This is a genomic window from Lactobacillus johnsonii (assembly GCF_013487865.1).
GTDB classification, from domain to species: Bacteria; Bacillota; Bacilli; order Lactobacillales; family Lactobacillaceae; genus Lactobacillus; species Lactobacillus johnsonii_A.
Genome location: NZ_CP047409.1, coordinates 1,278,568 through 1,305,172, shown reverse-complemented (window position 1 = coordinate 1,305,172; position 26,605 = coordinate 1,278,568). Strand labels below are relative to the sequence as shown.

Sequence of the window (26,605 nt, the reverse complement as noted above, 5' to 3'; positions counted from 1 at the left end):
GTATTTTTTTGCTCTTAATTTTTTCTATTTTTCTTAATATCTTCGCTTTGTGCAGCTGGTTGACGAATTACAAGAACATCACAAGCTGCAGTACGGGTAACGTACTCCGTAATACTACCAATTAATAATCTTTCTACAGCGTTTAAACCAGTAGCACCTAAAATTATCAAATCGATATTGTGTTCTTCTGGAAATTCATGAGCAATGATATTCTTGGGAGAACCAAATTCAATTGAATAGTGAACATCTTTAACTCCGGCATCTTTAGCCCGATTATAATATTCTTCAATTTTAGTTTTTGCCTCTTCAGATACTTGTTCAACCATTGCTGAATCAAAGCTAGAAACATCTTGAAATGCACGGGTATCTACTACGTGTAAAATCTCAAGAGTAGCACCGTTTCTTTTGGCTACTTCAACAGCTTTGCTAAATGCAACGTCAGCTTCTTTTGAACCATCGACGGCAACTTGGATATGTTGGTATTGTTTTAACATGTTGATCACCTCTCCATCAATATTTTACCAAAATTTGATTTAAATAGAATAATAAAACTATTCATTTAAATTCATAAAAGTAAATGAAAAGATGGAAAGCGCCATTGCAGCAATAATTAAGGTAATGAAATTAAATATTTTAGGTAAGGTAAATAAAATAATAATCCCAATAAAACCAATTAAAATTAACACTAAACTAGTAATTGAGAACAGCATATTAATTTTTTTATTTCCAATAAAAGTGAAAATAATGAATTGTCCTTTATTTTTACTTCTAATTAAATACCAAGCTGTAATAAACACTAATAAAATAAAAATTAGCATTAGAACCTTTAATACCACTTATTAAACCTCACTTAATAAAAAAAGCGGCTTACGCCGCTTCCTTGAATTTCAATAAAATCTGAGTTGACTGCAACATAATGACGCTTGTTGAACCCGCAGTGTTCAAAATTTGAATCTATGTCGCAGTGAATATGGATCCTAGGACAAGCTAGTATTCCGATTCAGATGTTATTCATAAATTCCAACGTCTTTAGTTTGATCGGTCAACTTTGTAATTAGGTTGATCAACTCAGATCACTATATATTCTAGCAAAGATATAATTAATGTCAATAAATTGAATTTACTTTTCCAGCCCATCTTTTTGCATTTTTTTTAGACGCAAATATTGTCTTTTTAATGCCTCTTCAATTTTTGAATTACCTTTTGGATTGAAGTAGGAGACATTTTTTAAGTTGTTAGGTAAGTATTGTTGTGCAACCCAATCACCTTGAAAGTCATGGGGATAAAGATAAGAAACACCATGATTTAAGGTAGCTGCTCCTTTGTAGTGGGCGTCCTTTAGACTATCAGGGATAGGATCATTCTGCTTATTTTGAATGTCACTTATTGCTGAATCAATTGCAGTAATTGCACTATTACTTTTGGGCGATAGGCAGAGTTCAATGACAGTATTTGACAAAATAATTCGCGCTTCTGGTAGACCTACCATTTGAGCAGCTTGTACTGCATTAACTGTACGACTGCAGGCCGGGGGATTAGCGAGTCCAATATCTTCATAGGCAATGACCAACAATCGTCTACAGATTGCTACTAAGTCGCCAGATTCGCAGAGATTCCCTAGATAATAAAGTGCTGCATCTGTGTCAGAACCCCGAATTGATTTCTGAAAGGCAGATAATAAATCATAGTGGCCATCACCATTTGCATCGTAATTTTGAGATTTAAATTGGATGGAATCTTGCATTTCAGCTTTATCAATTACTAGTTTATTATCAGCGTTCTCCTGTTTTTCTTCTTTTGTCGATAGAACTGCTAGTTCTAATGCGTTAAGGGTTGCCCTTAAATCGCCATTTCCTTTTTCAATTAGTAGATCACGTGCATCTTTTGTTAACTCTACATTGTATTTACCTAATCCTGTTTCGGAATCTTTAAGAGCCCGATCAATCGCATGCGAAATATCCATTTTTTTTAGACGATGTAATTCAAAAATCTGACATCTGGATCGAATAGCAGGAGAGATGGAAATATAGGGATTTTCTGTCGTGGCACCGATTAAAATAATATTTCCTGATTCTAGAAGAGGTAATAAAAAGTCTTGTTTTGTTTTGTCTAAACGATGAATTTCATCTAAAAGTAGGATGACAGTCCCACTCATTTTTCCTTCTTCGGCAACGATTTGAAGATCTTTTTTTGTGTCGGTTGCTGCATTAAGTTTTCTAAATGCATATTTAGTGGATCCTGCAATTGCGCTGGCAATACTAGTTTTTCCAATGCCAGGAGGTCCATAAAGAATCATGGAAGATAGAAGTTTGGCCTCGACCATTCGTCTAATTATTTTCTTATTTCCTACTAAATGTTCTTGACCAACAACTTCATCTAAGTTTTTGGGGCGCATACGATAAGCAAGAGGTTGCATAATTAGTCCTTTTTTCTAAATAATTTGTCCCAGAAATTTTCTTTTTTTGGTTTTGATAATTTTTCATGTGGTACTTCTGGAGCATATACTTGGTTGATATCAATTCTATAATGATTAATAGCAGTTTTTGAAACTACTAAAATGCCAGTGGAGTCTGGTTCGTTTTTGGCAGTCTCGTCATTTATTAAAGTGAACTTAATATCTTTTTGTGAACACAAACTCATTAATTTACTAATAAATTTATTTTGAGGCATTTTACCATTAATTAAGATAGTGTAATTTTTAAAGTCATTTAAATGGTCTAAAAACAAAGTATCTAAGGTCGAGTTATCGGTTTCTTTTACAGTCATTCTTACTAGAACTCGTTCACGTAAAGAACCTAAATATCTTCTCCGTTCATCGGGACAAGTTTGAGGAGTAATGCCTTTAGCAGCATGTTCAAGACGTGTATTTAAATCTTCAGTCATATTTCTTTTTCCTTTTTATAATAAAATATTACATTCTTAGTGTAGCAAGTGGAAAAGAAGAAAACAAAAAAGTCTTTCCAAAAGAGGAAAGACTTTTTTGTAATGAAGCAGTAAGTATTAAAGCTTCTTGTTGTACCATTCAACGATAAGAGCTTCATCAACTTCTGGTTCCATTTCGTCACGTTCTGGAAGACGAACTAAAGTACCAGTCATCTTGCTGTCGTCAAATGAAACAAATGGTGGACGTGATACAACTGCATCTAAAGCGTCCTTAACTTGTTGCAAGTTCTTTGACTTATCTCTTAAGCTGATTTCTTGACCAACTTTAACTTCGTATGAAGGAATGTCAACACGCTTGCCATCTACTAAGATGTGACCATGGTTAACAAGTTGTCTAGCTTGTTCTCTAGTTGAAGCTAAACCTAAGCGGTAAACGATGTTGTCTAAACGTCTTTCAAGTAAAGCCATAAAGTTAACACCGTGCTTACCTTCACGAATCTTGCCGGCACGGATGAATAAGTTTTGGAATTGACGTTCATTTAAACCAAACATCCAACGTAACTTTTGCTTTTCTTTTAATTGTTGACCATATTCGGAAACCTTTGCACGGTTGTTAGGACCATGATCACCAGGTGCGTAGTTACGACGGCTAATTTCCTTACCAGTACCTGAAAGTGAGATACCTAAGCGTCTTGAACGTTTCCAACTTGGACCAGTATATCTTGACATAAAAAATCCTCCATAAAAAATAGTAATTTTTTGGAGTAAAATATGAGAAATAAGTTCAACATTCGTGCATCTCAAGTTGCATGTTTCGCCCAGTGCAGCGCGGGTTACTCGTTCACTAAACGCCTCAAGATGTTGACGTTCTTGTCACTTATTGCTGCAAATATTTTACACGAAGACTATTATAGTAAGAAATATGTTTTAAAGCAAGTAAAAGTCAAGATTTTCTAGCTGGTATTAAGATGAAGTCTGGTATAATTAATATGAAATATGGAGGGTATTATGTCATCAGGGTTATCTATTCTTATTATTGTAATATTGATTGCTATAATTGCTGCTATTGCTACAGTTGTTATTCTTAATAAGTATTTTAATCATCAGATTGCGGAATTAGATGCGCTAACTGATGAATTAAAAGATATTAGCGTTGAAGAAGATATTAAACGTTTAGAGAAAATGGAATTAGCCGGAAAAAGTTTGGAAACTTTTAAAAGATGGCAGAAAGTATATCAAAAAGTTGACACTAAGGACGTTGGAGAATTAAAGCATCTTCTTGAACAAGCAGCTGGACTTAATGCAAAATTTAATTTAATAAAAACTCGCCAATTAATTAAAGAAGCAACAGAATTATTGCAGACTAATCAAGATAATGTAGAACACAGTAAGCAAGTATTTACTAATTTACTCGAAGCAAATCGAGATAATCAAAAACACTATGCTGCTTTATCAAAAGATTATCAGCAATTACGTAAAAAAATATTATCCCAGTCTTTTAATTACGGAAATGCAATTGACCAGATTGAAGAAGAGCTTGCAACTTTAGAGAGCGATTTTCAAACTGTAAAGAACTTATCTGGTGAAGGAGATCATGAAGAAGCAAAGAAAGTATTAGTTAAAATTGATACAAATCTTACTACTTTAAAGACAGATCTTCCTAAGGTAGAGAACTTTGATCAAGAGTTGAAAAATGTTTTTCCCGACCAACTTAGCGAACTCAGCAATACTTATCGTCAAATGATAAAAGATAAGTATAAAATTACTGAGGTCGATGTATTAGAAGAAATTAAGAGTTTAAGAGAATTAGTTGATAGTACTAAAAAGGATCTTAACAAATTAGAGCTTGAAAAAGTTGAAAAGAATAACAAAGAAATAAGTACACGAATTGATAGCTTGTATGACATTCTTACAAAAGAATTTAAAGCTCGACCATTTGTTGATAAAAATCAAGATAAAATTGTTCAAATTCTTTCCCATGTTGGAAATGCATCTAACCAACTTGTAGCTAAGTTAGAGCATGTTGATCAAAGTTATGAATTGACACATGGAGAGCTAGCTGAAGCTAGACAACTAAAAAGTCAAGTTAGCCGAATGAATTCTGACTTTGATGTTGACTGTCAAAAGCTAGCTGATGGGAACGGTGTTTACTCTCAAATTGAGAATAAATGGCTAACTATGTTAGATAATTTGAAAGAAATTGAAAAGACTGAGAAAAAACTCTCGAATGATATAGATGGACTATTTGATGCAGAAAAAATCGCTAATGATTCTATAATTCATTTTAAGCAAGAAATTTCTTTAGTTTATCGAAAAGTTGAACGGCGTCAGCTACCAGGAAAGCCTGAAAGTTTTATTCAAATGTATACTTTAGTCTTAAATGAAGTTAAGCATACAGATGATGAATTGAATCAAGTTAGAATAAATATGGAAAAAATATCTAGTGAATTGATTCAAATTCAAGAAGATATTAAGCGCTTAAAGAAAGAGGCAGATGAGATTTTGAATTCTGCTGATTTGGTTGAATTAATTATGCAATATTCAAATAAATATCTTTCAAATCCTGAAATTAAACGCGCACGTAAAGAAGCCTATGATTTGTACCAGAATAAATATGAATATAAGGAAGCACTGGATATAATTGCCACAGCATTAGAAAAGGTGGAGCCAGGAAGCTATCAAAGAATTGAAAAAGAATACTATAGCGAGCAAGAAGCAGGCGAAGAAGAGTAAATGATTGAAGCGACAGTATTTTTAAGTTAAGATTTTATATGATTATCAAACGACCATCATTCATGGTCGTTTTTTAGGGGAGAAAGAAAATTGATCTATTTTGATAATAGTGCTACAACAGCTGTCTATCCTGCAGCTTTAGAGACATATGATAAAGTAACAAAGGATATCTGGGGAAATCCTTCAAGTTTGCATAAAATGGGAGATCGATCTCATCAACTTTTAGAAGCCTCTAGAAAGCAAATTGCTAATTTATTGAATGTTAAGCCATATGAGATATTTTTCACATCTAGTGGAAGTGAATCTGATAATTGGGCAATCAAAGGTACTGCTTTAGTTAAAAAAGAATTTGGTAACCATATTATTACATCAAGTGTTGAACATGCAGCAGTTTCAAATTCAGTACGTGCTTTAGAAAATTTAGGATTTCGTATAACTGTTTTACCAGTTGATAAGAATGGACAAGTAAATCCTGAAGATTTAAAAGAAGCATTAGATAAAGAAACAATTTTGGTTTCAATTATGGGCGTTAATAATGAGATTGGTACAATTCAACCTATTAAAGCTATTAGTAAGGTTTTAGAAAATTATCCCAACGTTACTTTTCATGTTGATAATGTCCAAGCTTTGGGAAAAGATGTTTGGGATGAAGTATTTACTGATCGAGTAGACCTAATGAGTCTATCAGCTCATAAATTTCATGCACCTCGTGGCGTAGGTATTCTTTATAAAAAAGAAGGTAAAATGATTAAGCCGTTAATTGATGGTGGTGGTCAAGAAAAGGCCTTACGTTCAAGTACTGAAAATTTACCTGCAATTGCGGCAACTGCTAAAGCTATGCGTTTATATTTAGCTGATGAAAAGAAAAATGCTGAGCAAGAATTAGCAGTTAAAAATAAAATAGTTTCCTATTTAAATGGAAAACCAGGAATTCATATTTTTTCACCAATTAACGATAATTTTGTTCCAAGTATTTTATGTTTTTCATTAGAAGGTATTCGCGGGGAAACTTTAGTTCATACGCTTGAGTCTGAAGATATTTATGTTTCAACTACTAGTGCATGTTCTTCAAGAAGTGGTGTTGAGAGTGGAACTTTGAATTCTATGAAGGTAGATGATGATTTAGCTACCGGTGCAATTAGACTAAGTTTTGATCCAAGTAATACAATTGAAGAAGCTGAGCAATTTATTTCAGTTTTTGATAAAATATATAAGCACTTCGCTGAAATTAATCATTTGAAATAAGGTGAAATTATGCAATATACAGAAGTAATGGTTCGCTATGGTGAACTATCCACTAAGGGAAAAAATCGAAAAGATTTTATTGGAAGACTTGCTGGTAATGTAACTAGAGCTTTGCAAGATTTTCCAGAAATTGAGATCCATCCTAAACATGATCGTATGCACATTGTCTTGAATGGTGCACCATTTGAGAAAATTGATCAACGTTTAAAACTTGTTTTTGGTATTCAAACTTATTCTCCAACTATAAAAGTTGATAAGAATCTTGATGCAATCAAAAAAGCATCCCTTGAATTGATGCAAGCAACTTTTAAAGATGGTATGACCTTTAAAGTTAATACTAGACGCAGTGACCATAATTTTGAATATGACACTAATCAGTTAAACATGATAATTGGTGATTATCTATTTGATAATATGGATAATTTAAAGGTTCAAATGAAAGAGCCTGACCTAGTCTTGAGAATTGAAGTTCGACAAGACGCAATCTATATTTCAAACCAACTTCTTCATGGAGCAGGTGGTATGCCGGTCGGAACTGCTGGAAAGGCAGTTATGATGTTATCAGGTGGTATCGATTCTCCCGTAGCTTCTTACTTAGCAATGAAGCGTGGAGTTGAAATTGATATGGTGCACTTCTTTAGTCCTCCATACACTACGGAAAAGGCACTTGCTAAAGCAAAAGAGTTAACTGGAATTTTGGCTAACTATTCTGGAAAAATTAACTTTATTGCTGTACCTTTTACTGAAATTCAAGAGCAAATTAAGGAAAAGTTACCAGAAGGTTACTTAATGACCATTCAACGCCGTTTTATGTTGCAATTGGCAGATCGTATTCGTGCAATGCGTGGTGGGTTAGCAATCTTCAACGGTGAATCAGTTGGTCAAGTGGCATCTCAAACACTAGAATCAATGGTTGCAATTAATGATGTAACTTCAACTCCAGTTCTTCGTCCAGTCGCTACAATGGATAAAACTGAAATTATTAAGCTAGCTGACCAAATCGGAACATTCGACCTTTCTATTGAACCATTTGAAGACTGTTGTACAATTTTTGCTCCGCCGCGTCCAAAGACTAAACCAAAATTGGATGAAGCACGTAAGCTAGAAGATAGACTTGATGCTGAAGGAATGATTCAGCGAGCAATTGATGGAATGGAGATTACACCAATTTATCCAAATCAAAAATTCTTAGATGATAAGGCTCAAGAAGACGCAGACTTGTTATAAGAAAGTGCTAGCAGAATGCTAGCGCTTTTTATTTTAGAAAGACAAAATATATGAGAATTGATAAGTATTTGGCTAACATGAATGTTGGTTCACGTAAAGAAGTTCATAATCTCATTAAAAAGAAGATTGTGACAGTTAATGGGGAAGTTGTAAAGACACCCAAGGAGCAAGTTAAAGAAGACGACGAAATAATAGTTGACGGAGAAAAAGTGGTATATCAGAAATACCATTATTTTCTTCTCAATAAACCTAAAGGTGTTATTTCAGCAACAGAAGATAGAAGTCAAAAAACTGTTCTTTCTTTACTTAAACCTAAAGATCATTATAAAGACATAGCACCAGTGGGCAGACTGGATAAGGATACGACGGGTTTATTATTGTTAACAAATGATGGTGCTTTAGCGCATGAGTTATTAGCTCCTAATAAACATGTTACTAAAAAATATCGGGCAAAAATTGCTGGAGTAGCTGATGAAGAGAAAGTTAAAGTTTTTGCTAGTGGTATGACATTAGGTGATGGGACAAAACTAAAACCAGCAGAATTAAAGATTTTGATGCAAGATAAAGAGTCCGATCAATCAGAAATTGAGATTGAAATTCAAGAGGGAAAGTATCACCAAATTAAGCGAATGTTTGGAGCAGTGGGGATGAAAGTAATAGAATTAGATCGAATTTCCATGGGAAAATTAGTTTTACCAGCTACTCTAAAACGCGGCCAATATCAGGAAATTACTCTAAAAGAAATTAAGTAGAGAAATAGAATTATGAATAAATATATTTTGGTTGGTTTCCTTATTTTAATTTTTCCTTTTACTTGTGGTTTTTTAAACATCGCCCACCGCGGGGATAATGAACAAGGAAAGTTTGCAGAGCATAGTTGGGTTGCATATGATCGTGCAGTATGTGCAAAAGTAGACTATTTAGAACTAGATTTACAACAAACTGCTGATCATGTTCTCGTGGTAAGCCATGATGAAAACCTAAGTAGAGTTTTTGGGATTGATAAAGGTATTGCAAACTTGCCTTATCATGATCTAATTACATATAAAAATCAAAATGGTGAATCCATTCATAGTCTTGTCGATGTCTTTAAACGTTATCAGAGTTCTAACGTAAAATTTATGATTGAACCAAAAGATAGTAGTGATAATGATATTAATAATCTACTTAGTTTAATCAAAAAATATCATTTACAAAATCGGGTGTTGTTAGAATCTTTCTCAGAGCTAGCTCTTTTAAAAATTCATAAAAGTGAGCCGCAAATTCCGCTAACTCAATTAGCTGGTGATTTTAAAATATCACCAATGCTGCAGTATTTTGCAAATAATTTTTATGCTAAGAAAGCTGCTGATTATTTGGATGAGCATAATAAAAAGTATTTACTCTGGGGCATTAATACAAAAACTCAAATGAAGAAGTATTTGCGCCCAGAAAAAAATGTTTCAGGAATATTGACAGATTATCCAGTTAAATTGGCCACTATTTTACATGAAAATTGTATCTTTAAAAGATACTATGAAGTAGCCGCTTATCCTAATGAATCAATTTCGGGTTATATGTATTTGAAAAATGGTAAAAAAGTTTATGTCGATCAAGTTAAAATGAAAGATAATCGACTTTTTTATCATGTAAAACCTAATATTTGGATTAGTTATGATAATTTAAAAAATTACAACGAGTTTGCTCCGAAAGCACAGGTTGGTAAAGTTAAATTAGAACATGATGCGCAAGTTTATACGGATCCGGCTTTTGAAAAGAAAACCGAGAAGAAATTACGTAAAGATAGTACTTGGAATTATTTTGCAGTAAAGAAAATGCACGGGAAAACTGCCTATAACTTGGGTGGTGCACAGTGGGTAAGCCAATGATTTTTTATTGCTAGCTTAATTAAAACATGATAAACTTATAATCAACATATAGGGAGTAACCGGCATAAGTGTGTACTTACGGCGTCAAAACGAAATTAATTTTTCCGCTGTAAGTTTAAATGGTGAGACTATTGGCTAAACGTTTTTTGTTCAGACAATGGTCTCTTTTTTTATGCCAAAGTCTGGTTTTCCTATTAGATGGAGGGTTTAAGTGAAAGCATATTATCGTGAGAGTAAAGAAGAAGTTCTAAAAGAGCTTGGAGCTAATGAACAGCAAGATTTAACTAGTAAAGCTGCCCAAGAAAAGTTAGCTCAAGTAGGACCAAATGCTCTAGTAGAGGGTAAGAAGAAAAGTGTTGTAGAAGTCTTTTTAGAACAATTTAAAGACCTAATGGTTATTATTTTGATTGTTGCAGCTGTGATTTCTGCATTCACTGGTAACCTAGAAAGTACAGCAGTTATTATTGTTGTTTTGATTTTAAATGCTATTTTAGGAACAGTGCAACATGTTAAGGCGGAAAAGTCGCTAGCGGCCTTAAAATCCCTATCCGCACCTGCTGCTAAAGTTTTAAGAGATGGTAAGAAACAAGAAATTGCCGCAAAAGATGTTGTTCCTGGAGATATACTCTTACTCGAAGCAGGGGATTTAGTTACTGCTGATGGTAGAATTTTAGATAATTTTTCATTGCAGGTAAATGAAAGTTCTCTAACTGGAGAGTCAACTAATATTGATAAGTTAGATACGACTTTTGAAAAAGAAGTTCCTTTGGCTGATCGTGTAAACATGGTATATTCTAGTTCTCTTGTAACTTATGGACGTGCGAATGTTTTAGTTACAGCTACTGGAATGGAGACTGAAATTGGTAAAATCGCTACCCTGATGAATGAAACTAAGGAACGCAGAACGCCACTACAAGTTTCACTTGATCAATTTTCATCTCGTCTTGCAACTGCAATTTTGATTTTCTGTGCCTTGATCTTAGGATTGCAAATGTGGCGTGGTCGACCTTTGCTAGATGCATTACTATTTGCAGTAGCATTAGCAGTTGCAGCTATTCCTGAAGCTTTGAGCTCAATTGTAACTATTGTGCAGGCGATGGGAACTCAAAAAATGGCTAAAGAGCATGCAATTATTAAGAACTTAGCTGCGGTTGAATCATTAGGGTCAGTTTCAGTAATTTGTTCTGATAAAACTGGAACCTTAACTCAAAATAAGATGACTGTTGAAGACATTTATATTGGCGGTAAAGTTCTTAAGTCTGAAGAGTTGAACTTAAGTAATCAGTTGCACCGTTATTTACTATATGATGTAGTTTTGAACAATGATGCAAGTCTATCCGATGGTAAAAAAATTGGTGATCCAACAGAATCAGCCTTATTAGAAATGTACCGTAAAGTTCCAGGAATTGATCTTGGTGATGGAAAATTAGGCTTATCTGAAAGTGAATTAAGAGAACATTTAGATCGTTTAGAGGAAGTGCCTTTTGACTCTGATAGAAAATTAATGAGTACTAAGCACTTAATTCACACTGTTCCTACAATTTTTGTAAAGGGAGCAATCGATGTTTTACTTAAACGTTGTGTGAATATTCGTTTCGGGGATGATATTCGCCCAATGACTGAACAAGATCGAAAAGATATTTTGGCTCAAAATAATCACTTTTCAGAAAATGGACTAAGAGTATTGGCATTTGCATATAAGGAAAGTGATGAAGAGTTATCTACTGATAGCGAAAAAGACTTAACTTTCATTGGTTTGGTTTCTGAAATGGATCCACCTAGAGAAGAAAGTGTTGCAGCTGTTGCACGTGCTAAAGAAGCTGGAATTAGAACTGTTATGATCACCGGTGACCACAAAGTAACTGCAGTAGCAATTGCAAAAAAGATTGGTATTTTCACTGATGGTGATCTTGCATTAACAGGTTTAGAGTTAGATGCATTAAGTGATGAAGAATTAGACCAACAAATTGAAAAAGTAGCAGTTTATGCTCGAGTTTCACCAGAAAACAAAATTAGAATTGTTAATGCCTGGCAAAGAAAGAATCATATTGTATCAATGACAGGTGACGGAGTTAACGATGCACCTGCATTAAAGAAGGCAGACGTTGGTGTTGCAATGGGTATTACTGGTACGGAAGTATCAAAAGATGCTGCAAGTATGATCTTAACTGATGACAACTTTGCTACAATTATTAAAGCTGTTGCAAATGGTAGAACAGTTTATGAAAATATCCGGAATGCAATTGGATATTTACTATCTGGTAACTTATCAGCTATCATTACTGTTTTATTCGCTTCAATTGCTGCATTACCGGTTCCGTTTGTTGCAGTTCAACTTTTATTCATTAACTTAGTTACTGACTCTCTTCCAGCTTTAGCTATTGGGATGGAACCAGGAAATCCTGATATTTTAAAACGTAAACCACGTGATCCTAAAGCTAGTTTGTTAGATAAAAAATTCGTTACACAAATTAGTATTCAAGGTTTCTTAATTTCATTAAGTGTTATTGCTGCCTTCTTACTTGGTTTAAGGGATACACCAGCAATTGCATGTACTATGGCCTTTTCAACTTTAACATTTGCGCGTTTACTTCATGGGTTCAACTGCCGTTCACAACATAGTATTTTTAAGATTGGATTTAAAAATAATTGGTACAGTTTAGCAGCTTTTGCGTTAGGAACTGTACTTTTAGCCTTAATTCTTTTTGTACCAGCATTACATGGACTCTTTGCAGTTCAACCATTAACTGCTCAAGAAGTATGGCTAATTGTGATTTTGGCAATTATTCCAACTATCTTAATTCAATTGGTGAAAGTGATTAGAGAAAATAGAGATTAATTCATAGCTTTCTTCTTATTTTCTTTCATGCTATAATCATAAACAAAGCAAGAATCAAGAGGGGTAATTTCGCATTACAGAGAAAAGTCAATATGCTGAGAGACTTAAAGAATATTACTAGTAGCTTGATTAGCTGATTAATTGAATTTTTTAGTAGGTTAATCCGGACACTTCAGCGCCGTTATCGCTTATAAGAGAGGTATAGGTTCTATACCTAATCGTAGGTGGTACCGCGGAAAAATTTCGTCCTAGACAAATATTTGTCTAGGACTTTTTTATTGGAGGAATTTAAATGGCAGATTTAGCACCTAAATATAATCCTAATGAAGTTGAAAAAGGAAGATATCAGGAATGGCTTGATGAGGATCTTTTTAAGCCATCTGGCGATAAAAAAGCTCATCCTTATTCAATCGTTATCCCACCACCAAATGTAACTGGTAAGTTGCACTTGGGTCATGCATGGGATACAGCAATTCAAGATACATTAATTCGTTTTAAGCGTATGCAAGGCTATGATACTTTATACCTTCCTGGTATGGATCATGCTGGTATTGCAACTCAAGCTAAAGTTGAAGCTAAACTTCGTGCACAAGGAAAAGATCGTCATGAAATGGGACGTGAAGCTTTTGTTAAGCAAGTTTGGGACTGGAAAGATGAATATGCATCAATTATCAAGAGCCAATGGGCAAAGATGGGTCTTTCACTAGATTATTCTCGTGAAAGATTTACCCTTGATAAAGGTCTTTCAAAAGCTGTTAGAAAAGTTTTCGTTCAACTTTATAATGAAGGACTCATTTACCGTGGTGAATACATCATTAACTGGGATCCAAAATTGGAAACTGCTCTTAGTGATATTGAAGTTATTCACAAAGATGATAAGGGTGCATTTTACCACATTAAGTATCCATTTGCAGATGGTTCTGGATTCGTTGAAATTGCAACTACTCGTCCTGAAACTATGTTTGGTGATACTGCAGTAGCTGTTGCACCAGGGGATGAACGTTACAAAGATATTGTTGGTAAGGAATTAGTATTACCACTTGTTGGTCGTCATATTCCAATTATTGAAGACCAACATGTTGACCCAGAATTTGGTACTGGTCTTGTTAAGATCACTCCAGCTCATGATCCTAACGACTTCCAAGTAGGTAATCGTCATAACTTAGAAAGAATTAATGTTATGAACGATAATGGAACTATGAATGAAGAAGCTGGTAAGTATGCTGGCATGGATCGATTTGAGGCTCGTGAAGCTTTAGTTAAGGATCTTGAAAAAGAAGGTTTCTTAATCAAGGTTGAACCAATTGTTCACTCTGTTGGTCACTCAGAGCGTTCTGGTGTTCAAGTAGAACCAAGACTTTCTAAACAATGGTTCGTTAAGATGAAGCCATTAGCTGAAAAAGTTTTGGAAAATCAAAAGACTGACGACAAGGTAAACTTTGTTCCGGAAAGATTTGAACATACTCTTGAACAATGGATGAGCGATGTTCATGACTGGGTAATTTCTCGTCAATTATGGTGGGGACACAGAATTCCAGCTTGGTACAACAAGAAGACTGGTGAAACTTATGTAGATCTTGAAGCTCCTAAAGATAGTGAAAACTGGGAGCAAGATCCAGATGTACTTGATACTTGGTTCTCAAGTGCATTGTGGCCATTTTCTACTTTGGGCTGGCCTGATGAAAATTCAGAAGACTTCAAGCGTTACTTCCCAACTAATACTTTAGTTACTGGTTATGACATCATCTTCTTCTGGGTATCAAGAATGATCTTCCAAAGTTTACACTTCACTGGCAAGCGTCCATTTGATGATGTCGTTTTACACGGATTAATTCGTGACCCACAAGGACGTAAGATGAGTAAGTCCTTGGGTAACGGTGTTGACCCAATGGATGTTGTTGATGAATACGGTGCTGACGCTCTTCGTTGGTTCTTGCTTAATGGTACTGCTCCTGGTCAAGATACTCGTTACGATCCAAAGAAAATGGGTGCAGCTTGGAACTTTATCAACAAGATTTGGAACGCAAGTCGTTTCGTAATTATGAACTTGCCAGAAGAGGCTAAGCCTGCTCATATGCCAGATACTTCCAAATTTGACTTAGCAGATAGCTGGATTTTTGATCGTTTGAATCATACTGTTAGTGAAGTAACTAGATTATTTGATGAATACCAATTTGGTGAAGCTGGTCGTGAACTTTACAACTTTATCTGGAATGATTTCTGTGATTGGTACATTGAAATTTCTAAAGTTGCATTAAATGGTGATGATGAAGAATTAAAGGCTAGAAAACAAGAAAACTTAATTTGGATTCTTGACCAAATCTTACGTTTACTTCACCCAATCATGCCATTTGTAACTGAAAAGTTGTGGCTTTCAATGCCTCACGATGGTAAGAGTATTATGGTAGCTAAATATCCAGAAACCCATAAGGAATTTGAAAACAAAGAAGCTGACAGTCAAATGGCCTTCTTAATTGAAGTAATCAAGGCTGTTAGAAATATCCGTATGGAAGTTAACGCACCGATGTCATCCCCAATTGATATCATGATTCAAATTGATGATGATAATAATAAAGCTGTTTTAAATAATAACGCTGAATATGTAGAAAATTTCCTTCATCCAAAAGCTTTATCCGTTGCAGCTGATATTGAAGCACCAAAACTTGCTAAAACTGCCGTAATTCCAGGAGCTCAAATCTTCGTTCCATTAACTGAATTAGTTAATGTAGATGAAGAACTTGCTAAGATGGAAAAGGAAGAAAAACGTCTTGCAGCTGAAGTGGAAAGAGCTGAAAAGAAACTTTCAAATCAAGGATTTGTAGCTCATGCTCCTGAAGCAGTTATAAATAAAGAGAAAGAAAAGAAGGCTGACTACGAAAGTCAACTTGCTGGTGTTCGTGAAAGAATGAAAGAATTAAAGGAAAGTAAATAGAAGTGAAATTTACTAATGTTGACCAGGTAATTAAAAGAATATATTCTTTACCTAAGCTTCATCCTAAAAATGATTTGAGTTATATTCGAAGGATTTTAAAACAATTAAATAATCCTCAAGATAGCGTTAAGACAATTCATGTTACCGGGACAAATGGTAAAGGGTCGACATCCTATTATTTGAGTAATCTATTGCAAAAGGCCGGTCAAAAGACTGGCCTTTTTGTGTCTCCTTATATATATGAATTTAATGAAAGAATTCAATTAAATGGGAAAAATATAAGTAATAGTGATCTCATTAAAACAGCTAATGAAATTGAGACGGCAATAGAGATACTAAAAAAAGACGACCCTAACTTTTCTTTAGTAACATTTGAATATGAAGTAGCTTTAGCCTTTCAATTTTTTGCTCAAGAAGACTGTGACTATGCAGTTATTGAAGTAGGGATTGGAGGAGAGCATGACAAGACAAATGTAATTGTTCCTGAGGTAAGTGTTATTACAACAATTGGATTAGATCATGAAAAAATAATAGGACCAACTTTAAAAGATATTGCTCAAGAAAAAAGTGGCATAATAAAATTGAATAAACCCGTGGTCTTAGGAAATGTTCCCCAAGATGTACTAGAGATTTTACTTAATAAGGTGCAAAGTGAAAATTCAAAATCATTTTTATTGGGAAGAGATTTTCAAATAAAAATAATGCCCGATGTGATTGAATATCAAGATTCAACGAATATCTATAATTTTGCATTACGGCCTTTGGTAGAAGCTTATGATATTGGGGTAGCAGTTCAAGCAATTCAATTGTTGCAACTTGATTTAGATAGAAAAAAGATTGAAGAAGCAATTAATGAAACCCGTATTCCTGGTAGATATGATGTGATTCAAACTAATCCTGAAATCATTGTCGACGGGGCACATAATTTACAAGCGATGGAGAATCTTTTAAACTTAGTTCGAAAGAAGAAAAAGGGACAAATCTACGTGTTACTTGGAATGATGAAAGATAAAGACCTGGGTCCAGTCACAAAATTATTTGAGGATGAAAAAGTCACTTTAACACGAATTGATTATCCTAGAGCTGCTAGATTAGAAGATTTTCCAAAAGAGGCACAAAAAGAATTTGAATATAAAGAAAATTTTGAAGAAGCTTATACGAGCTTGAGGAATAAGTTGCAGGTAGATGATATGCTATTAGTGACAGGATCTTTTTATTTAGTTGGTGCAGTTTTAAATTGCTGCAAAAGAGGTAAAGATGAAAGTTGAAGATATTGCTGATCCTATTGAAGGTATAATTTTTGATATGGATGGATTATTAGTTAATTCCGAAAAGCTGTATTGGGATGCTAATATCGTGGCTGCTAAAGAAGCAAACTTAGATATTCCGGATGATAGTTATCTGAAACTAGTTGGTTCCTCAGTTAAGGAAATGGAAGAGTTTTATCATAAACATTTCAAGACTGAAGCTAATCGAGATAAATTTATTAAAAGAACTGATGATTTAGTCTGGAAATGGACCGATGAAGGTAAACTTAAACTTCAACCAGGAGTGCAAGAAGCATTAGCGGTATTTAAAGAAAAAAATATTAAATTATCAATTGCATCGAGTAATTATGAAAATGTAATTGCCCATAATCTAGATGTTTTAAAAATAAAAGATTACTTTGATTTTTATCTAAGTTATAAAGATGTTGAATCTGGAAATATTAAAGCTAAGCCAGCACCAGATATTTATCTACTAGCTGCTAAAAAAATGCAATTACCTAAAGGGAATCTATTAGTATTTGAAGATTCAAGCACAGGTGTTGCAGCAGCAAGTGCTGCCGGTTTAAAATGCGTAATGGTTCCAGATTTAAAGCAACCGACAAAGTTAGATAAAGATAAGGCGACATTAATTTGTAAAGATTTTTATGCTTTTCTTGAAAAAATTAAATAGTTTTTTCGTAATAAGTATCAAAGGAGTAATTGATATTTATGAAAAAAGAAGAACTATTGCAAACCGATGTTGACTTAATAAAGAAATTAGCTAAATCGTTAGAGAAAAAAGACATTATTACGTTTGATAGTTTATTTAGAAAGCTAGATAATGTAGGAATCCGTAGCTTTAAGGAGTTATGGCAATTTGCTGCTAGCCCAGGTTGCAATGATGAGGTAGCAATTTTACTTCAATTATTATTGGAGCGCATAAAGAGCGTCAATAATAAGAAAATTGAGAGTTTTTACTCAAGTTCACAAGTAGGATGCTATATCGCAGATAAATTATGTGGCCGTCCGCAAGAAGAACTTTATGGGATTTATCTGGATTCAAAAAATAAGATAATTGCTGAAAAATTAATTTTTCAGGGAACGGTAAATAGAGCGGTTGCTCATCCAAGAGATATTTTTCGCTGGGCTGTCATTTATAATAGTACTGCCTTTTTTGTGGCGCATAATCATCCTAGCGGGGATGAACAACCATCGCAGCATGATTTGCGTTTTACCAAAAAGCTGGCAGAGGCAAGTAAATGTATGGGAATTGATTTCTTAGATCATTTTATTGTGACAGATAATACTTATTTGAGCTTTCGAGAGACTGAACTTCTTTAAGTCTTCCTTAAGTATTAGGCAAATTTCCTTAAAGCAAATTTTTACATTAGTGTTTCTATGCTATAATATCTAAGACTAAATAAAGATACGATTTAGGCTAAAATAATTAAAGAGATAAATTTAAGGAGAGATTTTGCGTGTTTGGATTAGGATCTAAAAATATTGGGATTGATTTGGGAACCGCCAACACACTCGTTTATATTGAAGGTAAAGGTATTGTTTTACGTGAACCTTCTGTTGTTGCTAAGAATACTCAAACGGGTGAAGTTATTGCAGTTGGTTCCGAAGCCAAAGAAATGATTGGTAGAACTCCTGGATCAATTGTAGCTATTCGACCAATGAAAGATGGAGTTATTGCAGATTACGATACAACTGCTGCTATGCTTAAGTATTTCATGGAAAAAACAGTTGGTAATTCAAAGCCAGCTGCAATGATTTGTGTACCATCAGGGGTAACTGAAGTTGAAAAGAGAGCTGTTATTGATGCAGCTAGAGTTGCTGGGGCACGTGAAGCATACGTAATTGAAGAACCATTTGCTGCAGCAATTGGTGCTGGTCTTCCTGTTATGGATCCAACAGGTTCAATGGTTGTTGATATTGGTGGGGGAACTACTGATGTAGCAACTATCTCATTAGGTGGTATTGTTTCATCTCGTTCTACTAGAATGGCGGGCGATAAGTTTAATAGTTCAATTGCAACTTATATTCATCAAAATTACAACTTGTTAATTGGTGAAAGAACTGCTGAAACTATTAAGATTCAAATTGCTTCTGCCTCAGTTGAAAAAGCAAAAGAGATTGAATCAATGAATATTCGTGGACGTGATTTAGTCACAGGATTACCAAAGTCAATTGATATTAATGCAGAAGATGTTGCAAAAGCTATTCAAGAAGTAGTTCAAAATATAATTGTAGCAATTAAAGAAACTTTGGAAGAAACATCTCCAGAAATTGCCGCTGATGTTATTGACCATGGTATCGTATTAACCGGTGGTGGAGCTCTTTTGAAGAACTTACCGGAAGTTATTTCAGATGCTACTAAAGTTCCAGTCTTTATTGCTCAAGATCCACTTGATTGTGTTGCAATTGGTACCGGTGAATCTCTCAAAAATATTGAAGTTATGCGTAAGAGACGTTAATTTAGAGACCGGCGTAAAAGCCGGTCTTTTTCTATTAACTTTTAAATTAGGAAGATAGTAGTAGATGAAAAAATTTCTCAAAAACAAGAAGTTATTGACAATTTTTGTCTTAGTCATTTTAGTTTTAAGTATGTTATCTATTTCTGTTCGCTTACGTAATAGAAGACAATCACCTTTTTTAGTTCAAAAAATTGGTAATGATACGGTTTCCATAGTAACCCGAGTAGTTAATTGGCCAATTAACTTAGTTTCTAATGGAGCGGCTAATGTAGAAGATCTGTTTAATACTCAAGCTGAAAACGATCATTTAAAAAAGCAAATCGATAATCTTGCCCAAACTAAGGCTCGAAATAGTTCACTTGAAGCTGAGAACACTCAGTTAAAGCAAGCCCTAAAATTAAAGAAAACATTGACGGACTATACAATTATTAATGGTTCGGTAATTTCTCGTGCTGCAGATACTTGGTCAGATTTATTAATTATTGATCAAGGTTCAAGAGCCGGTGTTAAAAAGAATATGCCTGTTATGGCGGGTAAAGGTGTAATTGGCCGGGTTGTTGAGGTAAACAGTACTACTTCGAAGGTTGAATTGATTACTACAACTGATAAATCAACAAATAAATTTGCTGTAGAAGCTGATGCAGCTAATGGTAAAAAAGTTCATGGAGTAATTTCTGTTGTTGGAAATAATCAAATTGCATTTACTCAAGTAGTTGATGGTCAAAAGTTGAAGAAAGGAACCCGAGTTTATACCAGTGGAATGGGCGGTCTATCTCCAAAAGGTCTCTTAATAGGAACGGTTAAGAAGACAACGCGTGATACTTTTGGTTTATCAGATGTTGTAGAAATTCAACCAGCAGGTAACCTTAACGATCCATCAGTTGTATCTGTAATTAAAAGAAAGGTTGAAGAGTAATGGCAGAATTACGTCGATGGTATGTTGCCATTGCTTTGTTCATGGCATTAATTCTCGATGGGGTATTAGCCTATAATTTACAGACTTTTATCTTTCATCGAGGTTTTTCTGGAAGTTGTTGGTTAACAATTATTGGGATTACCTTGATTTCTCTATGTGATGATAAAAATGATGCTGATATTTGGCTCTGTTTAGGATTAGGCCTTATTGCGGACTTATACTATTTAGGAATTATTGGAATTTATGCTGTAGCTTTTCCTTTAATTTGTTTTATTATTCAGCAAAGTGCTCGCTTTCTTCCAGAAGTATTCTGGTTTAGATTATTAATCTGTTTAGTTACTTATTTATGCGTAAGTGCTTATGTCTTTTTAATGTTTAATATGGTAGGAATAATCCAATTGTCTTTTGCTAGTTTCACACGTAGTATTTTGCCTAATTTACTATGGTGCTTAATTCTTGTTTTATGTACTTATTGGTTCTGGGTAAAACTAGCCGAAGAGTATCCATTTTTGAAAAAAGAATATTATTTCTAAACAAAAAAGAGTCGCTATTAAGCGGCTCTTTTTAATATGCAAAAGATTTAAAATTGAAAGACACCAGTTCCAATTAAAGCAGTAGCTACTACCCCAAGAAGGGTGATAACTGCCATAAACCAGGCCATAATAATAGTTAACTTTTGAAATCCGGATTTTTTCTTACGTTTTCTCATATGTCCCTCCTAAATTAATAATTCTAGTGTACCATGTTTTAATTATAATTTTATATTTAATTGAAATAGTTTAAAATAAAATTATTGGAGGGTTTTCATGAATTTTTTGCTTATCTTTTTAATTCCTTTATGTGGAATTGTCGTTGCCGCTTTTTTAGTAAAGTTGTTTCCTAAAGCTCAATTTAGTGGCTATGACATTTTGCCTTTTTTCTTTATTGTTGCTTGTCAGTTATTAACTCAAGAAACAAAGCAACCATCTTTTTTACCGTACGGATTCTTGCTTTATTTTATTTTAGTTGTAATTGTTTCAATTTATACTGCCATCAAAAATAAAAATATTTCAGTGGGGAAGACTTTTGGGATGTTATGGCACTATTTAGCTGCTTCATCTATTGTTTGGTACGTTGGTCTCTTAATTTTGCTTTTACTATAAAATTCTTTCCCCACATTTGTAATAAACCTTAAACTGTCCTCAATCCTTGTGATGAGGGCTTTTTTATTGGATAAAATTATAATTATCATAAAATAACTGAATATATAAATAAAAAGTGTAAAACTTGTGGTAGAAAGTGGGGAAGTGTGGTAAATTATTCATTGGAAAGGGGGCTAGACCATGTTCATGGGCGAGTATCATCATAATCTCGACAGCAAGGGTCGGCTAATTATACCAGCCAAATTTAGAGTTGAGATTGGTGATAAGATGATATTTACTCGTGGAATGGAAGGCTGTATTTTTGGCTATCCAATTGAAGAATGGCAAAAAATTGAGGCTAAGTTAGCCAAACTTCCACTGACTAAGAGAAGTGCACGTAAGTTTACGCGACTTTTCTACTCAGGTGCGATGGAGAGTGAGTTTGACAAGCAAGGACGTGTTAATCTGACCATGACACTGAAAGAGCATGCCGCACTCATTAAGGAATGTGTAATTGTTGGTGTTTCCAATAGAATTGAAATTTGGTCAGCAGAACGCTGGAATGATTTCTCAGAGGAAGCCAACGAAAACTATGACGATATCGCAGAAGACTTGGATGACATCGAGTTATAAAATTATGAAATTCAAGCATAAAAGTGTGCTTTTGCACGAAACAATAGACAATTTAAATCCAAAAGATGGTGGTCTTTATGTAGACGCAACTTTTGGTGGTGGTGGTCACGCCCGATATCTACTCAGCGAGTTAAATAAGGGTACTGTGATTGGATTTGATCAAGATGAATATGCAATTTCTATGGCAAAAGAAAGTTTTGCTAAGGAGTTACAAGTAGGAGCAGAACCTCGATTAATGTTGGTTCATGATAACTTCTGTCATTTGAAAGAAAATCTGGTAGAGCTGGGAATTTCAGATGGAATAGATGGTATTTATTACGATCTCGGAGTTTCGTCTCCACAATTTGATCAACCTGAACGGGGATTTTCTTATCGTTTCGATGCGCGATTAGATATGAGGATGGACCAAAGCCAAGAGTTAGATGCTTATACAATAGTAAACACTTGGTCACAAAAAGAATTAAGTGACGTTTTGTATAGGTATGGGGATGAAAAGTTTTCTCGTCAGATTGCTAGAAAAATAGTTGATCGAAGAAAAGAGAAGCCGATTGTAACTACCTTTGATTTAGTAGATGTGATTAAGGATGCCATTCCAGCATATGCACGACGAAGTGGGGGACATCCGGCAAAGAAGAGCTTTCAAGCTATTCGAGTTGCAGTTAACAATGAATTAGGTGTATTACAAGAATCTCTTGAAGAAGTAATTAAGCTATTGAAGCCAGGTGGTCGAATTAGTGTAATTACTTTTCAGTCTCATGAAGATAAAATCGTCAAAAAGATATTTAAAAAGTATTCTGAAGTCGAAATACCACGGGGAATGCCTATGGTACCGGCTGACAGTAAACCAACATTGCGATTGATTAGTCGCAAACCTATCATGGCAAGTAGCGATGAATTAGAGGAAAATAATCGCTCACACAGTGCCAAGTTAAGGGTTGCAGAGAAATTATAATTTTTAGTTAATATTTAAGGAGAAAAAGATGGCTGATAGCTCAGCAAGAAATTTAAATTATCAACAAAGTCAACAGCAGACTGAGCAGCCAAAGAAAGCAATTGTTCTTAATCCTAAAAGCGTTCCTTGGACAGCATTTGAAAAAAGTTTAGTCGTTCTAGGTTCACTCATTACATTAGGTTTAATGATTTTATTGGTTTCAGCTAGCATTTCCGCTACTAGTGCTCAACATAAATTAGCAAACGTTGAGCAAACAATAATTTCTCAAAAAAGTCATAACACTGATCTTCGTCAGAAGATTGGTGAATTAACGTCAACTACTAGAATTAATAAAATTGCCCGTGATCAAGGCTTGCACTTGGTTGAGAGTAACATTAGGAATGTCCGTTAATGAAAAAGTTTAATAACTTAAATAGAAATAGATCCAAAGCCCACGGCTACCGCTTTACGGTGGGGAGAATCCTCCAGCTAGTCTTGGCTTTGGTTTTTCTTGTATTTATAGGTAGATTTTTATATATAGGGATTTCAAATCAGGTTGCTGGTGAAAACTTAAATAAGCGTGTAAATCAGATTTATAGGCGAAATGAGGTTTTAAAGGCAACCCGAGGAACAATTTATGATAAGAATGGTTTGACTCTTGCTGAAGATGCGCATGTGTTTACTGTGTATGCCATCTTAGATAAGAGTTCAATTGACTATCATAATAAGCCAATGTATGTTACGAATAAACGCAAGACTGCACAAAAATTGTCCGAAGTACTTCCCTTGAGTGAAGAAAAAATATATTCATATTTGACTCCGAAGCATAAGGCTTTTCAAGTTGAATTTGGTTCAGCTGGAACAGGCTTAACTTTATCTCAGAAAGAAAAAATTGAAGAAATGAAGTTGCCAGGAATTAAATTTATCGAAACTCCATCTAGGCTTTATCCAAATGGAAATTTCGCGTCTCACATTATTGGTTTGGCACAACCGCAAAAGAACCAAGGAAATAGTACTCTAGTTGGTACAATGGGAATTGAAGCATACTTTGACAAGCAATTAGCTGGTAAAGACGGGTATCGTGAAGCTTTTGTGGATGCAGAAAATTATCAATTACCTAACAGTCAAAAGAATGCACGTGCTACAAAAGATGGAGACAACATTTATTTGACACTTGATTCACGATTGCAAACATATTTAGAAGTTTTAATGACGCAAGTACAAGATAAATATAAGCCTAAAGCTTTAACAGCAGTTGTAGAAGATATTAAAACTGGTAAAATTCTGGCTGCTTCTCAGCGTCCTACCTTTAATCCTCAAACTAAAAAGGGATTAGATACATCATGGCGAAATATGTTAGTACAGGATTCCTATGAACCGGGATCAGTTTTCAAAGTTTTAACTTATTCAAGTGCAATTGAGAGCGGTCATTACAATCCTAATGAGCAATACAAGTCCGGAGCAGTCACTGTTCAAGGCTCAACAATTCATGACTGGAATAATAGTGGTTGGGGAAGTATCCCATTTAGCCAAGCCTTCCCTCGTTCAAGTAATGTTGGTTTTGTAAAACTTGAACAAAAGATGGGTTCAAAAACTTGGAAAGAATATTTGAATAAATACCGAATCGGTAAAAAAACGGGAGTAACACTCCCTGGAGAAACCGCAGGTATTTTAAACTTTTCTACCCCATTGAATCAGGCTGTTACCGCATTTGGACAAGGGGTTAATGTTAATGCAATGCAAATGATGCAAGCATACAGTGCCTTGGCCAATAATGGACAGATGGTAAAACCTCAATTTGTCGAAAAAATAGTTTCACCTTCTGGTAAAGTAGTAGAAAAGTTTCACCGTACAAAAGTCGGAACACCTATTTATTCTGCTAAAACAGCTAAAACTGTTCTAAAAGGAATGCAAGATGTTGTAAACGCATCTTACGGTACTGGTGCAGCTTATAAAATGCCAGGAAAGAGCATCGCTGTAAAAACTGGTACGGCACAAATAGCTGGACCTCATGGAGGATATTTGACTGGGGATAATAATTACATTTTCTCAGTAGTTGGGGTAACACCTGCTAATAATCCTCGTTATTGTGTTTATTTAACCATGAAACAACCACAAAAAATGTCTAAACCAGCTGAAACAATTCTTGCTTCTATTTTTAAACCAATTATGAATCGCTTGATTTCACTTTCTGATTCTTCAGCAAAGGTTAATGAAAAAGTAACTGTTCCTGCTTTAACTGGTAAAAGTGTTGAAAAAGCAAAAGAAGACGCTAATAATGCAGGAGTTTCAGTTGAAGTGATTGGAACTGGAAAGAATGTTAGTCGACAGTCAGTAGGAGCCGGTGTAAAAGAAGATACTGATACAAAGATTTTCTTATATACTGGAGGACAAGTTACATGTCCAAATATGGTTGGCTGGAGCGAAGATGAGGTTAATAGCTTCATGACGACAACTGATATTCCAATTACGATTAATGGAAAAGGAAAAGTTACTAAACAGTCTATTCCGGCTGGGAAAGTAATTGATAAAAATAGTAAGCTATCTGTAAACTTAAAATAGTAAAAGTTAAAGGAGTAATACAAAATGCAGTTTTCTTTGATACCGTTCATTAGCAGCTTTGCTCTTACGGTTATCTTCTTACCGTTGTTTATTGGTTTCATGCGAATGAAACATGAAGGACAAGTTATTAGAGATGAAGGCCCTAAGTGGCATGAGAAAAAATCGGGTACACCAACTATGGGTGGAGTAGTCTTTATGCTTGCCGGTGTTATTTCTACCTTATGGGTATTGGTTTGGCAAAAAGATTTAAATAAGACTGCATTGATTTTAATTATTGCTTTCTTAGGATACGGAATTATTGGTTTTTTAGATGATGGAATTAAGCTATATTTCAAACGTAACTTAGGGTTGAGAGCATGGCAAAAATTATTAGGACAAATTATTATTGCCGCTTTAATTATTACACTAGCCTTTAGTGATCATTTTGCCTTTGAATTATATATTCCTTTTGCAGGAATGGTAAGAAATTCCTTCCTATTCAGTTTGTTTGTCCTTTTCTGGTTGGTTGGATTTTCTAATGCAGTTAACTTATCCGATGGTTTAGATGGATTAGCAACTGGATTATCAATTATTGCTTATGCTACTTATGCTTGGATCGCTTACCAAGAAAGAAATTGGGTTATCGTTGTATTTACTCTCAGTGTAATTGGTGGTTTAGTAGGTTTCTTCATTTTCAACCATAAGCCAGCTAAAATTTTCATGGGAGATGCAGGTTCGTTAGCTTTAGGTGGAGGATTAGCCACTGTATCGATCTTCCTTCATCGTCCATGGTCATTGCTTTTAATTGGAATTGTTTTTGTATTAGAAACTTTAAGTGTGATTTTACAAGTTATTTCCTTCCAAACTACTGGAAAGAGAATCTTCAAGATGACACCAATCCATCACCATTTCGAAATGCTTGGCTGGTCTGAATGGAAGGTTGATATTGTATTTTGGATTGGTGGTTTGATTGGAAGTATTATTTATTTAATTATCTGGGGTTAATTTT

At 34.5% G+C, this 26,605-nt stretch carries 25 protein-coding genes and 1 other annotated feature; of the genes, 19 read left to right on the top strand and 6 right to left on the bottom strand.

Translation table 11 applies throughout. The features are described 5' to 3' along the window. Nucleotides 1-14: 14 nt before the first annotated feature. The 5 genes from GTO82_RS06145 to rpsD form a co-directional block, all read right to left on the bottom strand. Nucleotides 15-494 (bottom strand): universal stress protein, encoded by a 480-nt coding sequence (locus tag GTO82_RS06145; RefSeq protein WP_180872902.1) that lies wholly within the window; start codon nucleotides 492-494, stop codon nucleotides 15-17. Nucleotides 495-551: 57 nt separating this feature from the next. Then, nucleotides 552-836, bottom strand: coding sequence for a hypothetical protein (locus GTO82_RS06140; protein WP_180872901.1), 285 nt, complete (start codon nucleotides 834-836; stop codon nucleotides 552-554). A 284-nt stretch (nucleotides 837-1,120) separates the two neighbouring features. Next, on the bottom strand, nucleotides 1,121-2,416 hold the full coding sequence (locus GTO82_RS06135; RefSeq protein ID WP_180872900.1) for a replication-associated recombination protein A: 1,296 nt from the start codon (nucleotides 2,414-2,416) through the stop codon (nucleotides 1,121-1,123). 2 nt (nucleotides 2,417-2,418) lie between these two features. Continuing rightward, complete coding sequence (locus tag GTO82_RS06130; RefSeq protein ID WP_180872899.1) at nucleotides 2,419-2,883, bottom strand: YueI family protein; 465 nt, start codon at nucleotides 2,881-2,883, stop codon at nucleotides 2,419-2,421. Nucleotides 2,884-3,000: 117 nt separating this feature from the next. Continuing rightward, nucleotides 3,001-3,612, bottom strand: a complete 612-nt coding sequence (gene rpsD, locus GTO82_RS06125; RefSeq protein ID WP_003647084.1) for a 30S ribosomal protein S4 — start codon at nucleotides 3,610-3,612, stop codon at nucleotides 3,001-3,003. A gap of 279 nt (nucleotides 3,613-3,891) precedes the next feature. Between rpsD and ezrA the strand changes: the two genes are divergently transcribed. From ezrA to mreD, 13 genes are all read left to right on the top strand, one after another. Next, nucleotides 3,892-5,616, top strand: coding sequence for a septation ring formation regulator EzrA (gene ezrA, locus GTO82_RS06120; protein ID WP_180872898.1), 1,725 nt, complete (start codon nucleotides 3,892-3,894; stop codon nucleotides 5,614-5,616). A 90-nt stretch (nucleotides 5,617-5,706) separates the two neighbouring features. Continuing rightward, complete coding sequence (locus tag GTO82_RS06115) at nucleotides 5,707-6,861, top strand: cysteine desulfurase family protein (protein ID WP_180872897.1); 1,155 nt, start codon at nucleotides 5,707-5,709, stop codon at nucleotides 6,859-6,861. A 9-nt stretch (nucleotides 6,862-6,870) separates the two neighbouring features. Next, nucleotides 6,871-8,088 carry a tRNA uracil 4-sulfurtransferase ThiI gene (gene thiI / locus GTO82_RS06110; protein ID WP_180872896.1) on the top strand — a complete coding sequence of 406 codons (1,218 nt, stop codon included), beginning with the start codon at nucleotides 6,871-6,873 and terminating at the stop codon, nucleotides 8,086-8,088. Between the two features lie 50 nt (nucleotides 8,089-8,138). Further along, nucleotides 8,139-8,840, top strand: coding sequence for a pseudouridine synthase (locus GTO82_RS06105; protein ID WP_180872895.1), 702 nt, complete (start codon nucleotides 8,139-8,141; stop codon nucleotides 8,838-8,840). Between the two features lie 12 nt (nucleotides 8,841-8,852). Then, nucleotides 8,853-9,956: a glycerophosphodiester phosphodiesterase gene (locus GTO82_RS06100; protein ID WP_180872894.1), complete on the top strand. Its 1,104-nt coding sequence runs from the start codon at nucleotides 8,853-8,855 to the stop codon at nucleotides 9,954-9,956. Nucleotides 9,957-10,167: 211 nt separating this feature from the next. Further along, on the top strand, nucleotides 10,168-12,795 hold the full coding sequence (locus tag GTO82_RS06095) for a cation-translocating P-type ATPase (RefSeq protein WP_180872893.1): 2,628 nt from the start codon (nucleotides 10,168-10,170) through the stop codon (nucleotides 12,793-12,795). 41 nt (nucleotides 12,796-12,836) lie between these two features. After that, nucleotides 12,837-13,049: a binding site (T-box leader), on the top strand. 38 nt (nucleotides 13,050-13,087) lie between these two features. Continuing rightward, the gene (locus GTO82_RS06090) at nucleotides 13,088-15,727 is read left to right on the top strand and encodes a valine--tRNA ligase (protein WP_180872892.1); all 2,640 of its coding nucleotides are present in this window, start codon (nucleotides 13,088-13,090) and stop codon (nucleotides 15,725-15,727) included. 2 nt (nucleotides 15,728-15,729) lie between these two features. Then, nucleotides 15,730-16,995 (top strand): bifunctional folylpolyglutamate synthase/dihydrofolate synthase, encoded by a 1,266-nt coding sequence (locus GTO82_RS06085; RefSeq protein ID WP_180872891.1) that lies wholly within the window; start codon nucleotides 15,730-15,732, stop codon nucleotides 16,993-16,995. After that, a complete protein-coding gene (locus tag GTO82_RS06080) occupies nucleotides 16,985-17,665 on the top strand; it encodes an HAD family hydrolase (protein WP_180872890.1) in 681 nt (226 codons plus the stop codon). The genes GTO82_RS06085 and GTO82_RS06080 overlap by 11 nt, the downstream gene beginning before the upstream one ends. Before the next feature lie 38 nt (nucleotides 17,666-17,703). Continuing rightward, a complete protein-coding gene (locus GTO82_RS06075; protein WP_180872889.1) occupies nucleotides 17,704-18,315 on the top strand; it encodes a JAB domain-containing protein in 612 nt (203 codons plus the stop codon). A gap of 137 nt (nucleotides 18,316-18,452) precedes the next feature. After that, nucleotides 18,453-19,454, top strand: a complete 1,002-nt coding sequence (locus GTO82_RS06070) for a rod shape-determining protein (RefSeq protein WP_004897587.1) — start codon at nucleotides 18,453-18,455, stop codon at nucleotides 19,452-19,454. A gap of 64 nt (nucleotides 19,455-19,518) precedes the next feature. Next, nucleotides 19,519-20,370 carry a rod shape-determining protein MreC gene (mreC, locus tag GTO82_RS06065; RefSeq protein ID WP_180872888.1) on the top strand — a complete coding sequence of 284 codons (852 nt, stop codon included), beginning with the start codon at nucleotides 19,519-19,521 and terminating at the stop codon, nucleotides 20,368-20,370. Then, nucleotides 20,370-20,903 carry a rod shape-determining protein MreD gene (gene mreD, locus GTO82_RS06060; protein ID WP_053106985.1) on the top strand — a complete coding sequence of 178 codons (534 nt, stop codon included), beginning with the start codon at nucleotides 20,370-20,372 and terminating at the stop codon, nucleotides 20,901-20,903. Before mreC ends, mreD begins: the two co-directional genes overlap by 1 nt. Before the next feature lie 47 nt (nucleotides 20,904-20,950). Here mreD and GTO82_RS06055 read toward each other — a convergent pair whose 3' ends face one another. Next, nucleotides 20,951-21,079 carry a DUF4044 domain-containing protein gene (locus GTO82_RS06055; protein ID WP_004894226.1) on the bottom strand — a complete coding sequence of 43 codons (129 nt, stop codon included), beginning with the start codon at nucleotides 21,077-21,079 and terminating at the stop codon, nucleotides 20,951-20,953. A 97-nt stretch (nucleotides 21,080-21,176) separates the two neighbouring features. Here GTO82_RS06055 and GTO82_RS06050 point away from each other — a divergent pair, with 97 nt between their 5' ends. From GTO82_RS06050 to mraY, 6 genes are all read left to right on the top strand, one after another. Further along, the gene (locus GTO82_RS06050) at nucleotides 21,177-21,512 is read left to right on the top strand and encodes a DUF3397 domain-containing protein (RefSeq protein ID WP_172476327.1); all 336 of its coding nucleotides are present in this window, start codon (nucleotides 21,177-21,179) and stop codon (nucleotides 21,510-21,512) included. A 180-nt stretch (nucleotides 21,513-21,692) separates the two neighbouring features. Further along, nucleotides 21,693-22,124, top strand: coding sequence for a division/cell wall cluster transcriptional repressor MraZ (gene mraZ / locus GTO82_RS06045; protein WP_011161838.1), 432 nt, complete (start codon nucleotides 21,693-21,695; stop codon nucleotides 22,122-22,124). Between the two features lie 4 nt (nucleotides 22,125-22,128). Continuing rightward, nucleotides 22,129-23,076, top strand: a complete 948-nt coding sequence (gene rsmH / locus GTO82_RS06040) for a 16S rRNA (cytosine(1402)-N(4))-methyltransferase RsmH (RefSeq protein ID WP_180874094.1) — start codon at nucleotides 22,129-22,131, stop codon at nucleotides 23,074-23,076. A 28-nt stretch (nucleotides 23,077-23,104) separates the two neighbouring features. Next, a complete protein-coding gene (gene ftsL / locus GTO82_RS06035; protein WP_004897582.1) occupies nucleotides 23,105-23,467 on the top strand; it encodes a cell division protein FtsL in 363 nt (120 codons plus the stop codon). Continuing rightward, a complete protein-coding gene (locus GTO82_RS06030) occupies nucleotides 23,467-25,617 on the top strand; it encodes a penicillin-binding protein (protein ID WP_180872887.1) in 2,151 nt (716 codons plus the stop codon). The genes ftsL and GTO82_RS06030 overlap by 1 nt, the downstream gene beginning before the upstream one ends. 24 nt (nucleotides 25,618-25,641) lie before the next feature. Then, nucleotides 25,642-26,601, top strand: coding sequence for a phospho-N-acetylmuramoyl-pentapeptide-transferase (mraY, locus tag GTO82_RS06025; protein ID WP_180872886.1), 960 nt, complete (start codon nucleotides 25,642-25,644; stop codon nucleotides 26,599-26,601). Nucleotides 26,602-26,605 lie beyond the last annotated feature (4 nt).

Coding starts and splice junctions, on each gene's coding strand:
- mraY (WP_180872886.1), top strand. CDS start 25,642: ATGCAGTTTTCTTTGATACCGTTCATTAGCAGCTTTGCTCTTACGGTT.
- GTO82_RS06075 (WP_180872889.1), top strand. CDS start 17,704: ATGAAAAAAGAAGAACTATTGCAAACCGATGTTGACTTAATAAAGAAA.
- GTO82_RS06030 (WP_180872887.1), top strand. CDS start 23,467: ATGAAAAAGTTTAATAACTTAAATAGAAATAGATCCAAAGCCCACGGC.
- thiI (WP_180872896.1), top strand. CDS start 6,871: ATGCAATATACAGAAGTAATGGTTCGCTATGGTGAACTATCCACTAAG.
- GTO82_RS06055 (WP_004894226.1), bottom strand. CDS start 21,079: ATGAGAAAACGTAAGAAAAAATCCGGATTTCAAAAGTTAACTATTATT.
- mraZ (WP_011161838.1), top strand. CDS start 21,693: ATGTTCATGGGCGAGTATCATCATAATCTCGACAGCAAGGGTCGGCTA.
- ezrA (WP_180872898.1), top strand. CDS start 3,892: ATGTCATCAGGGTTATCTATTCTTATTATTGTAATATTGATTGCTATA.
- GTO82_RS06105 (WP_180872895.1), top strand. CDS start 8,139: ATGAGAATTGATAAGTATTTGGCTAACATGAATGTTGGTTCACGTAAA.
- rpsD (WP_003647084.1), bottom strand. CDS start 3,612: ATGTCAAGATATACTGGTCCAAGTTGGAAACGTTCAAGACGCTTAGGT.
- GTO82_RS06135 (WP_180872900.1), bottom strand. CDS start 2,416: ATGCAACCTCTTGCTTATCGTATGCGCCCCAAAAACTTAGATGAAGTT.
- GTO82_RS06100 (WP_180872894.1), top strand. CDS start 8,853: ATGAATAAATATATTTTGGTTGGTTTCCTTATTTTAATTTTTCCTTTT.
- GTO82_RS06090 (WP_180872892.1), top strand. CDS start 13,088: ATGGCAGATTTAGCACCTAAATATAATCCTAATGAAGTTGAAAAAGGA.
- mreC (WP_180872888.1), top strand. CDS start 19,519: ATGAAAAAATTTCTCAAAAACAAGAAGTTATTGACAATTTTTGTCTTA.
- GTO82_RS06050 (WP_172476327.1), top strand. CDS start 21,177: ATGAATTTTTTGCTTATCTTTTTAATTCCTTTATGTGGAATTGTCGTT.
- GTO82_RS06130 (WP_180872899.1), bottom strand. CDS start 2,883: ATGACTGAAGATTTAAATACACGTCTTGAACATGCTGCTAAAGGCATT.
- GTO82_RS06145 (WP_180872902.1), bottom strand. CDS start 494: ATGTTAAAACAATACCAACATATCCAAGTTGCCGTCGATGGTTCAAAA.
- ftsL (WP_004897582.1), top strand. CDS start 23,105: ATGGCTGATAGCTCAGCAAGAAATTTAAATTATCAACAAAGTCAACAG.
- mreD (WP_053106985.1), top strand. CDS start 20,370: ATGGCAGAATTACGTCGATGGTATGTTGCCATTGCTTTGTTCATGGCA.
- GTO82_RS06080 (WP_180872890.1), top strand. CDS start 16,985: ATGAAAGTTGAAGATATTGCTGATCCTATTGAAGGTATAATTTTTGAT.
- rsmH (WP_180874094.1), top strand. CDS start 22,129: ATGAAATTCAAGCATAAAAGTGTGCTTTTGCACGAAACAATAGACAAT.